Source organism: Microcoleus sp. OTE_8_concoct_300 (assembly GCF_031383065.1).
Lineage (GTDB): Bacteria > Cyanobacteriota > Cyanobacteriia > Cyanobacteriales > Microcoleaceae > Microcoleus.
In genome coordinates this window covers 1-4,716 of the sequence record NZ_JANMZH010000227.1, presented here as the reverse complement: position 1 = coordinate 4,716, position 4,716 = coordinate 1, and the positions used below count along the sequence as shown (strand labels likewise).

The 4,716-nt window shown below is 41.3% G+C and carries 6 protein-coding genes; 4 read left to right on the top strand and 2 right to left on the bottom strand.

Annotated features, from left to right (window positions below; all coding sequences use genetic code 11):
- Positions 1-358 precede the first annotated feature (358 nt).
- Positions 359-1,096, bottom strand: a complete 738-nt coding sequence (locus ACUVJL_RS10880; protein WP_445245852.1) for a Uma2 family endonuclease — start codon at positions 1,094-1,096, stop codon at positions 359-361.
- Positions 1,097-1,216: 120 nt separating this feature from the next.
- On the opposite strand from ACUVJL_RS10880, the gene ACUVJL_RS10875 reads away from it, so the two are divergent.
- Genes ACUVJL_RS10875 through ACUVJL_RS10865 form a run of 3 tightly spaced genes read left to right on the top strand, consistent with a single transcriptional unit; the run spans position 1,217 to position 2,217 of the window.
- A complete protein-coding gene (locus tag ACUVJL_RS10875) occupies positions 1,217-1,492 on the top strand; it encodes a type II toxin-antitoxin system HicB family antitoxin (RefSeq protein ID WP_445245851.1) in 276 nt (91 codons plus the stop codon).
- Positions 1,458-1,937 (top strand): DUF433 domain-containing protein, encoded by a 480-nt coding sequence (locus ACUVJL_RS10870; protein ID WP_445245850.1) that lies wholly within the window; start codon positions 1,458-1,460, stop codon positions 1,935-1,937. The genes ACUVJL_RS10875 and ACUVJL_RS10870 overlap by 35 nt, the downstream gene beginning before the upstream one ends.
- The gene (locus tag ACUVJL_RS10865; protein ID WP_445245849.1) at positions 1,927-2,217 is read left to right on the top strand and encodes a type II toxin-antitoxin system PemK/MazF family toxin; all 291 of its coding nucleotides are present in this window, start codon (positions 1,927-1,929) and stop codon (positions 2,215-2,217) included. The genes ACUVJL_RS10870 and ACUVJL_RS10865 overlap by 11 nt, the downstream gene beginning before the upstream one ends.
- On the opposite strand, the gene ACUVJL_RS10860 is transcribed toward ACUVJL_RS10865, so the two are convergent.
- On the bottom strand, positions 2,207-3,238 hold the full coding sequence (locus tag ACUVJL_RS10860; RefSeq protein ID WP_445245848.1) for a DUF4917 family protein: 1,032 nt from the start codon (positions 3,236-3,238) through the stop codon (positions 2,207-2,209). The genes ACUVJL_RS10865 and ACUVJL_RS10860 overlap by 11 nt on opposite strands.
- Positions 3,239-3,458: 220 nt before the next feature.
- Here ACUVJL_RS10860 and ACUVJL_RS10855 point away from each other — a divergent pair, with 220 nt between their 5' ends.
- The gene (locus ACUVJL_RS10855; RefSeq protein WP_445245847.1) at positions 3,459-4,685 is read left to right on the top strand and encodes an NB-ARC domain-containing protein; all 1,227 of its coding nucleotides are present in this window, start codon (positions 3,459-3,461) and stop codon (positions 4,683-4,685) included.
- Positions 4,686-4,716: the final 31 nt, after the last annotated feature.

Sequence of the window (4,716 nt, the reverse complement as noted above, 5' to 3'; positions counted from 1 at the left end):
AACATCGTTCGGTGTACCACCACCAGATAATTCAGTTTGTCTCAAAGACGCAGGCTAGACACTGTTTTAGTCTCAAATTAAGAAGGTGGTGAGTCTTCCTCTTTCAAGCCCCATGCCTTTAGGCTGGGGTTAGTGACAATTGCTTGTTGTTGATTTTGATTAAATCTGAGATATTGCATCAGTTGCAATCATCCCTTTAGGGCGGGCTAGGAGCAACGGCCCACAAGAAGAAAATTGACTCTTTGTGGAACAGGCATCTTGCCTGTTCTTGAGAATGCTGCTCTTGGGTGAGTTAAATCGAACTCTCTTTAGGGTAGCAAGTCTGGGGGTATTGGTGGTGTTGGGTGGGCGATCGGGCTTACAACTGTTGGGGGTCAATCCCTTTTTCTCGCAGCAATTCTATTAAAGCTTGATAGCGCTGCTGTTCCTGTTGTCGCAGAGTGCGTTCTTCTTCTAGCTGTTGTTGAGCGAGTTGTTTTTCTTGTTGTTCGCGATCGGCACGTTGGCTTTCCTGTTCTCGAAGTCGATCTAATTCTACGGAAGTGAGGAATCTGCGATCGTCTGGGCGATAAATTTCGAGGGTTTCTGGTGTCATTTGAAACCGTATACCCAAGCGGGGGCTAACCCAACCGTTGATTTCTGGGATTTCTTCTAGGCGATCGCCCACTCGCTGAGATCCTGTAAATTCTATGGTATCGGGGTCATAGATATAATATTCTTCTACTCCGTAGTTTTGATAGAAGAATAGTTTTCGGAGCATTTCGGTGTTGTTATTTCCTGGGGATAATATTTCAAATACTACTTGAGGTGGAATATTATCTTCTTCCCATTGTTTGTAAGAACCCCTGTCTCCTTTTGGTCTGCCAAAGACTGCCAATATATCTGGTGCTTTGCGAATTTTGTTATTGCCTTCGACGGGATACCAGAGTAAGTCGCCAGCAATAAATACGTCAGGGGAATTAGCGAATAATATTTCTAGGTTTTCTTTGATTGTGACAATCCAGCGGAATTGTTTGGTGTTGTCTGCCATTGGTTGACCGTCGCTGTCGGGGTAGATGATTTGTGGTGTTGTTTGTGGGGCGATTTGTTGTACCATGCCGTTCACCTTTTGGCTGCAATAGTTTTAATTGTATCATGTAGAGGGGAGTCAAGGGCGATCGCGAATGAAAAACGGTGCTGTATCTGCTACATTGAGTAGCGATAATATAGCAAAAAAATGTCTTGTACTTTTACGGCAATTGTTTATTGGGAAGAGGATGTTTATGTAGCCGAGTGTCCTGAAGTGGGAACGGCTAGCCAAGGAGAGACGATAGAAGAGGCGATCGCCAATCTCAAAGAAACAACGGAACTTTATTTAGAAGAATTCCCTCTGCCTAAAACTTCTCCCCGTCTGCTAACTACATTTGACAGTGCTATCCTAGATAAGAGAACACTCAGAAATTGGCGGGGAAAAAATCTTGTCAACTATCACGGATATAGGAACTCTAATTAGCCGTCAGCCTGACATACATGGTGGCTGTCCAATTATTGCCGGAACTGGTGTTACAGTCCGGCGCATTGCTATTTGGTACAAGCAAAGTTTGAGTGCAGAAGAAATTGCCGAGCGCATCGGGCATTTAACTCTAACTCAAGTCTATGCAGCTTTGACTTATTACCATGCTAACCGAGATGAAATTGATGCTGACATTGCAGCGGAGGAAGCTGAAGGATCTCGAATAGAAGCATTGATTTGCGATCGTCAAATTCAAAAGTTGCAGACCGATATAGATTTAGAAATACCAACACTAGCCGACTATCCCAGTCGCAGAGAATTTATGCAATTGCCGTTAGAAGAGAGGCGAAACATTCTAGCAAAACAAGCTGAGGTAATGTTGCAACATTACCAGGAAGATAGAGAATGGCAAGAATTAGAAGCAGGAGATTTAATTGACTACTAACTCTCCTTCTCCTAAACGGGGAGATATTTGGTTGGCTAATTTTGACCCAACAGTGGGAGCAGAAATCAAAAAAATTCGTCCGTCTGTAGTGGTAAGTTCTGATAGTGTTGGCAAGTTACCACTGAAATTAGCTGCACCTATCACAGATTGGAAAGAATATTATTCTGGCAATATCTGGCACGTTAAGATTGAGCCAGATATTGCTAAATTCTGTTTAAATGTCAACAAACACCGAAAGCAGCAGGAACAATTAAGCTCTATCAGTCTGCTTATATCCTGATATCAGGAGAGCATAAAGGATGAGATTTTTCGTCAAAAAAAGGTATGTCGTCTCGCTTCATGACGCCTTCCCAATACTTCATTTGCTGATCTACATCTCCATCATCTACGGTTATGGAAATAGCTACTCTCTGAGGGCTTGGTTCAACAATTGCATCTAAAAGGTGCTGGTTAAAATCAGGATTTTTATCCAGCATATTTTTATCCAGGTTCAACGGGTTGCCAAGTACAACAAGTTTATCAGTGTTTTGTTTGAGCCTGTTATAAGCAAAAAACAGATAATCGGAGTTGCGAATGAATTTGAGTTTGTCTCTCCATGTACCTTCGGCCATGAACAAGGGTCGGAAATTTGGATCGCTCCAGAGTTGTTTACATTGTTCTAAGATGTTTTCTCCTTTATTGGTAATTTTTAGGATTTTTTCTCCTTGAGAATATAGGTGTAAGCCCCCATGAATATAAAAAACCCTTAACCTTTTATCCTCAATGGCGGATTTTTCCTGGAATTCATTACCAGAAAAGTAGTCTCGAAACCCTTCAAAATATCCATCTGACGTAAGGCTCCAGTAAATCAGCAAATCATAACTTGTATAAAACAGATTTTGATACTTCAATATTTCTTTTTTGATAGTGGTGAATACCTCTAGTGGGATTTCTCGCCAAGGAATATGGACTCGCTCTACGGCTTGAATTAGAGAGCCTTGGATATTCTGATAACGATCGTTTATTGTCTGGAGAATCTCTGGATGCGCCTGCGCCCCTAAAATCTCATTGACTTCTTTGGTTGTCGAAAGAGTTGCTAGTACCTTCTCAAAGTTTTTAGTGTCTAGCTTATCAAAAATTTGTATATCTTCTTCTGACAAGGAAGTGCCACCATTATTTGGTAATGATGCCACTTCATACAGGGATGAATCTTTGAAACGATTCCACACTGCACAACTAAAACCTTTGCCCAGCAAAAGACTGGTTTTCTTGTCTTCAAACTCTTCTCGAATCTCTTCCCATGAAACTAATTGCTTACTCATTCTTGTACCTATCGTTAAGAAAATTATCCAAAATTTGAACATTTGCATTTATTCCTATCTATCGTAACTCATATTTTTTAAATTGACTATCATAAAAACTCATAAAATATCACCAAATAACTTAATAATTCACATCATAAAATCTCAGGTTTTTTTAACTCATATCATAAAATGTCCTAAAGTTTGGTAAAATGAGGGAATTCCTACAATCTACCTGACTATGGACGTTAAAGAAATCTGGAGATTTGCCGACGACCTGGTTTTAGCCAAAACTGGCAAACACTTAGACAATCTGCAACAGGCAGTATTGCTTGCTAGTTGGCAAGGTAAAAGATATTCCCAAGTTGCTAAAGAATTTCATTGTACCGAACGTCATGTTGGAAATATCGCCTCAAAATTATGGAAAATTATGTCAGAAATTTTAGAGGAAAATGTAAATAAATCTACTTTTAAGTCTGCAATGGAAAGATATCAAGTTTCTCACAATTCTAATTTCCTAAATTATAATTTTTTAGAACAGGGTAACATCAACTTCTGCACAGAAGCCTCACAGCCTCCCAAAACTCCACAACACTCACCCCCAACACAAACCTCGAATCAAGACAACACCCAACAAAAACCGCGACTTGATTTAAGAGATGCACCGGAACTCAAAACCTTCTACGATCGCCCTTCATTCCCCCTCACCGCCCTCGAAACCTGGATTCTAGAGCAAAACTGCCGCCTCCTCACCATCACAGGCATGGCAGGCACCGGCAAAAGTGCGATCGCCCGTCACCTCATCCCCCAAATTCAAACTCAGTTCGATCGCATCATCTGGCGCAGTCTCCGCACCTCCCCACCCCTCGAAACAACCCTCAAAACACTCATTCAATTTCTCTCAAATCAACCAGAAATTAACATACCCGCCAACACCGACGATCAATTGTCAATTCTAATAGAAACATTGCGCGAAAATCGCTGTCTCATCATCCTCGATGACGTGCAGCAAATTCTCAGCAGCGGGCAACTTGCAGGACATTATAAACCCGGATATGAAAACTACGGAACCCTATTTAAACTTATCGGCGAACTTCCCCACAATAGCTGCTTAATTCTCAATAGTTGGGAACCACCCTCAGACATCCTCACCTTCACCGACGATAATTCAGCAGTATGTTTATTACAGTTAACTGGTTTAGGTGAAGCCGCAACAGAAATTATTAGAGAAAAGGGTTTGTTGGATGAAGAAGCCTGGCCAGAATTGATTAACCTTTATCAAGGTAATCCCCTGTGGTTAAAATTAGTCGCTCAAACCATTAACAACTTATTTAGCGGTAGAGTATCTCAATATTTAAGCAGGGTAAGAGCATCTCAATCAGGCTTGACACAAGGATTTGAGAATAAGCATCATGTACTCATCACTCATGGCTGCCCGGTTCCTTTTTTGTCTCAAGCTACGCGGTAGGGTGGTTTCTTGATTGAGGGCATTAAGGGCC